This is a genomic window from bacterium, from assembly GCA_026398675.1.
In the GTDB taxonomy this organism is placed as follows: domain Bacteria; phylum RBG-13-66-14; class RBG-13-66-14; order RBG-13-66-14; family RBG-13-66-14; genus RBG-13-66-14.
Genome location: JAPLSK010000102.1, coordinates 1 through 4714 on the forward strand (window position 1 = coordinate 1; position 4714 = coordinate 4714).

General features: G+C 69.1%; 6 protein-coding genes. All 6 read left to right on the forward strand.

The window, feature by feature from the left end:
- The first annotated feature begins 78 nt into the window (after nt 1–78).
- On the forward strand, nt 79–750 hold the full coding sequence (locus NTW26_02305; GenBank protein MCX7021105.1) for a class I SAM-dependent methyltransferase: 672 nt from the start codon (nt 79–81) through the stop codon (nt 748–750).
- Nucleotides 750–1568, forward strand: a complete 819-nt coding sequence (locus NTW26_02310) for an MBL fold metallo-hydrolase (protein ID MCX7021106.1) — start codon at nt 750–752, stop codon at nt 1566–1568. Before NTW26_02305 ends, NTW26_02310 begins: the two co-directional genes overlap by 1 nt.
- A gap of 8 nt (nt 1569–1576) precedes the next feature.
- Nucleotides 1577–1921, forward strand: a complete 345-nt coding sequence (locus NTW26_02315; protein MCX7021107.1) for a cupin domain-containing protein — start codon at nt 1577–1579, stop codon at nt 1919–1921.
- A gap of 8 nt (nt 1922–1929) precedes the next feature.
- Entirely contained in the window at nt 1930–2832 is a 903-nt protein-coding gene (locus NTW26_02320) for a hypothetical protein (GenBank protein ID MCX7021108.1), read from the forward strand.
- Nucleotides 2833–2835: 3 nt separating this feature from the next.
- Nucleotides 2836–3045 carry a tautomerase family protein gene (locus NTW26_02325; GenBank protein ID MCX7021109.1) on the forward strand — a complete coding sequence of 70 codons (210 nt, stop codon included), beginning with the start codon at nt 2836–2838 and terminating at the stop codon, nt 3043–3045.
- 149 nt (nt 3046–3194) lie between these two features.
- Nucleotides 3195–4714 (forward strand): VCBS repeat-containing protein (locus NTW26_02330; protein ID MCX7021110.1); only part of this gene is annotated, 1520 nt, incomplete at its 3' end.

Consider the following 4714-nt stretch of genomic DNA (forward strand, 5'->3'; position numbering starts at 1 on the left):
GCTCTAGCGGGTAAACTCTTTCCTACGTAAAAAACCCCACGCCGGGGTTTTTTCACGGACCCCCAGGTCGGGGATGCGATGGGCGGAACGGACCCAGGAACGGCCCGCGTCGGGCGGTCGTCCTCCGAGGCCCGGCGGACCTACGACCGTCTGGCCCCGGTGTACGACCTCCTGGCCGGCGCCGGAGAGGCCCGGCTGCGGGAGACCGGCCTGCGGCTCCTCGCCGTTCGGGAGGGGGAGCGGGTTCTGGAGATAGGATGCGGTACGGGACGCGCCCTGGTAAAACTGGCCGGAGCCGCGGGGGGGACCGGGAGGGTGGTCGGGGTGGACCTCTCGCCCGCCATGCTCGAAAAGACCCGGCGGCGGCTGGCGCAATCGGAGCGGGGGACGCGCGTGGAGCTCCGACCGGGCGACGCCATGGAAGTCCGCCTGGAGCGCGGCTTTTTCGACGCCGTCTTCCTCACCTTCACCCTGGATCTCTTCGACACGCCGGACATCCCGACGCTCCTGTCGCGGTGCCGGGACGCGCTGCGGCCGGGCGGGAGAATCTGCATCGCGGCCATGGACGACGACGGGAAAGGCCCGCTCCTCCGGCTCTACGGCTTGGCGCACCGGCGGTTCCCCCGCGCGGTGGACTGCCGACCGATACCCGTGCGGCGGTTCATCATCGAGGCGGGATTCAGAGTGGAGAAAAATCTGAGAGCCGACGTCTGGGGCCTGCCGGCGGCGGTCGTGCTGGCGAGGAATTGATGCGCGCAGGTCTACAGGTCATCCTCCTGGGCACGGGGACGCCCAACGCCGAGCCCGACCGGTCGGGGCCGGCCGTGGCGGTAGTGGCGGGGGACAAAACGTATCTGGTGGATTTCGGCCCCGGGGTGGTGCGCCGGGCCGTAGCCGCGGGACTCGACGTGACCGGGTTGAACACCGCTCTCCTCACCCACCTCCACTCCGACCACACCGCCGGATACCCCGACCTCGTCCTCACCCCCTGGACCCTGGGACGGGAGGCGCCGCTGAGGGTATACGGGCCGCGCGGTCTGGCGGCCATGACCGACCACCTCCTCGCCGCCTACGCCGAGGACGTCCGGGAGCGCCTGGAAGGGCCGGAACCGGCGAACCGCACCGGGCACCGCGCCCTGGCCCGCGAAATCGAGCCGGGCGTGATTCTCCGGGACGACGGCGTCGAAATCGAGGCCTTCGGAGTGGACCACGGCTCCTGGCCCGCCTTCGGCTATAAATTCACCACCCGGGACCGGACGGTCGTCGTCTCGGGGGACACGGCGCCCTGCGCCGCGCTCTTGGAAAAGGCCCGGGGGTGCGACCTCTTGCTCCACGAGGCGTACTCCGCGGCGGGGTTGGAGAGAAGGCCGCCGGAGTGGCAAAGCTACCACCGGAAAATGCACACCTCGGCCGTCGAGTTGGGTAAAATCGCGAGCGAGACGCGACCCCGCCTCCTGGTTCCCTACCACCAGCTCCGATGGGGGGCGACGGAGGAGGAACTTCTGGGGGAAATCCGCGCCGGCTACGACGGGGAGGTCGTCTCCGGCCGGGACCTGGAAATTTTTTAGGAGGTCTAATGCTGATCCGTCGAAGGGTTGACGTACAGCAGGACGTCGTGACCGAGACAGGCGCCGAAGGCGCGCACATCCGCTGGCTCATAGCCAAAGGGGACGGAGCCCCCACCTTCGCCATGCGCGAGATAGAGCTGGACCCCGGCGGCCGCACGCCGTACCACTCCCACCCCTGGGAGCACGAGGTGTACGTTCTGGAAGGGACCGGCGTGGTCGCGGGGAAGGGCGGGGAGACCCCCCTCGGGCCGGGGAGCGTGGTTTTCATCCCCGGCGGCGAGGAGCACAACTTCAAAAACACCGGCCGGGTGACGCTGCGCTTCCTGTGCCTCATCCCCCACCCCCCGGCGTAGGGGCGGCAATGCTGACCGGCATCCATTTCCTGTTGACCTACACCTGCAACTGGGAGTGCGACCACTGCTTCCTCTTCTCTTCGCCCCGGTCGGAGGGGACCTTCACCCTGGCGCGGCTGCGGGAGACCCTCGACGACGCGCGGAAAATCCCCGGCCTGGAGTGGGTGTACTTCGAGGGCGGCGAGCCCACCCTCTTCCACCCGCTGCTGGTGGAGGGGGTGCGGCTGGCGCGGGAGCGGGGCTTCCGCACGGGGGTGGTCACCAACGCCTACTGGGCGACATGCGTGGAGGACGCCAAGCTATGGCTGGCGCCCTTCATCGCCCTGGGGCTGGAGGACCTTTCCCTGAGCGACGACGCGTTCCACCGCGAGGGGGAGGAAACGCCGGGCAGGGTGGCCCTCGCCGCCGCCCTGGAACTGGGCCTCCCCGCGTGCGCCATCTGCATCGAGCGTCCCGCCGTGGGGCGGACCGGCGCGAGGGGCGAGCCGGTGGTTGGAGGCGGGAGCATGCTCCGCGGCCGCGCGGCGGAGAAGCTCACCGACGGCCTGCCCACCCGGCCCGCCGGGGAGTTGACCTCCTGCCCCCACGAGGACCTCGAGCACCCCGGGCGGGTCCACCTCGACCCCTTCGGCCACGTGCACCTCTGCCAGGGCCTCTCGCTGGGCAATTTTCTAAAAACTCCGCTCTCCGATTTGATACTCAACTACGACGCGGCGGGGCATCCCGTCTGCGGCCCGCTGGTCCGGGGCGGGCCCGCCGCCCTGGCCCGGGAGTACGGCGTCGAAATTGGAGATCGGTTCGTGGACGAGTGCCACTACTGCTACCTGGTCCGCAAGACCCTGCGGGAGAGGTTCCCCGACCTGCTGGCCCCTCCCCAAGTCTACGGCCGGGAGCCGAACGAGAAAGGGTGAGACATGCCGAACATCACCGTGGAAGGACCGCCGCTGGAAATCGCCAAGAAGCGCCTGCTGGTCAAGGCGCTCTACGACGCGGCCCGCGCCGTGTACAACATAGATGACATCATCGTCGTTATCCACGAGAACCCGCTGGAGAACGTGGGGGTGGGGGGCGAGCTCGTCGTGGACCGGCGGAAGGAAGCCGGCGAGCTCAAGAAAAAGTTCTAGAGCCCGCGACCTCGACCGGGCCCTTAACCGGGGACGCGGAGGAATCGGAGAACCTGGGGCGCGACGGGTCGGGCGGGTTATCGGGCCGAAAGACCGCCCAGCCCCCCGTGGTGTATAATCGGACGAACGCAAAAAAAGTCCGCCGGACAATGCGCCCACTCGCTTTCGTCTTCCTCCTCCTGCCGACCCTCGCCCCGGCCGGGGTCAACCTCACCACCACCCCCGTGTGGGAGTCCGGGGACCTGATCGAGGGCGACTACCCCCGCTCCACCGGCTGCGATTGGGCCGACGTGGACGGCGACGGCCGGGTGGACCTGGTCGTCTCCAACGGCAACGACATGAGCCGGGAGTACTGCGCGGTTTACCTCAACGGGCCGGACGGCCTGGACCCCGCGCCCGCCTGGTTCGGCGAGCCGCTCGAGTACCACGGCCATCTCGAGTGCTGCGACTTCGACTCCGACGGCGACCCCGACCTGGCGGTGAACATCCTGGGCGGCGGTTATCCCGACTGGACCTACGAGCACGACGCCCTGTACGTGAACCTCGGGACGACCTTCGAGACGGCGCCCTCCTGGGCGGGCGGACCGGCCCACAACGCCTTCGGCATCGCCTGGGGCGACTACGACTCGGACGGGGACGCCGACCTGGCCGTGGCCGGCGGCATTGACTACGTCGGGCGCGCGGAGCCGCTGCGCATCTACGAAAATGAGGGCGGCGTCCTGAACCCCGTTCCGGCCTGGGAATCGGAAAAAAGTTCCTACTGGATGGACGTCCTCTTCGGCGACTTCGACAACGACGGTTTTTTGGACCTGGCGGCCGCCGCCGAACACGGCTCCAACGCCATCTTCTTCGGTACGGGCGACGGCCTGGCCGCGACGCCGGGCTGGGAGGATTCCCCGGAGTGGGACACCCTGAAAATCGCCGCCGGAGACCTGAACGGCGACGGCTGGCTCGACCTCGTTCTGGCAAATAACAACCAGGCGGGCGAGGGGCAGGCGGACCTCATCTACCTCTCCGACGGCGGGATGTTCGACACCGAGCCGGACTGGGTCTCCAGCGATGTCGAGATGAGCTCCTACGCCGCGTTGGCGGACCTGGACGCCGACGGCGACCTGGACCTGGCGATCGGGGGCTGGTGGACCCCCATCCGCATTTACGAGAACCGCGGCGGCCGCTTCAGTCCCGAGCCCGATTGGCTCTCCGACTTCGGCTACGACCCGGTCACCGAGGCGCTCCTCTTCGAGGACTACGACGACGACGGCCCGGCGTCGGGGCGGGAGCGGTTCGTGGGAAACGGCTCGGCCAAGTGCTTCCGATTGTCGGTGATGCCGGTGCGCCGCGTGGACGAGGTGCGGGTGAACGGCGTCCTCCTGCCGAGGAACGTGTGGTGCTGCGGCCGCCAGGAGGGATGGGTGTCGCTGGGCGTGACGCCGCCCGCGGGCGCCGAGGTCGAGGTCCGCTACACCTACTCCACCGACCTGGACCTGGCGCAGACCGACTGGTCGAACACGGAGCCCAACGTCTTGCTGCGCAACGACGGCGTCCTGGAGCTGTACGCCTTCGAGGCGCTGCGGTGCGAGGACGGCGTGCTCCTGTCCTGGAAAGTGGGCAACGGCGCGGCGGGGGTGTACCTCTACCGCCAGGGGTTCTCGCCCACCACGGCGACCGG

Bases quoted from the DNA above. Each gene is read 5' to 3' on its own strand.
- NTW26_02325 (MCX7021109.1), top strand. From the start codon at position 2,836: ATGCCGAACATCACCGTGGAAGGACCGCCGCTGGAAATCGCCAAGAAG.
- NTW26_02320 (MCX7021108.1), top strand. From the start codon at position 1,930: ATGCTGACCGGCATCCATTTCCTGTTGACCTACACCTGCAACTGGGAG.
- NTW26_02315 (MCX7021107.1), top strand. From the start codon at position 1,577: ATGCTGATCCGTCGAAGGGTTGACGTACAGCAGGACGTCGTGACCGAG.
- NTW26_02305 (MCX7021105.1), top strand. From the start codon at position 79: ATGGGCGGAACGGACCCAGGAACGGCCCGCGTCGGGCGGTCGTCCTCC.
- NTW26_02310 (MCX7021106.1), top strand. From the start codon at position 750: ATGCGCGCAGGTCTACAGGTCATCCTCCTGGGCACGGGGACGCCCAAC.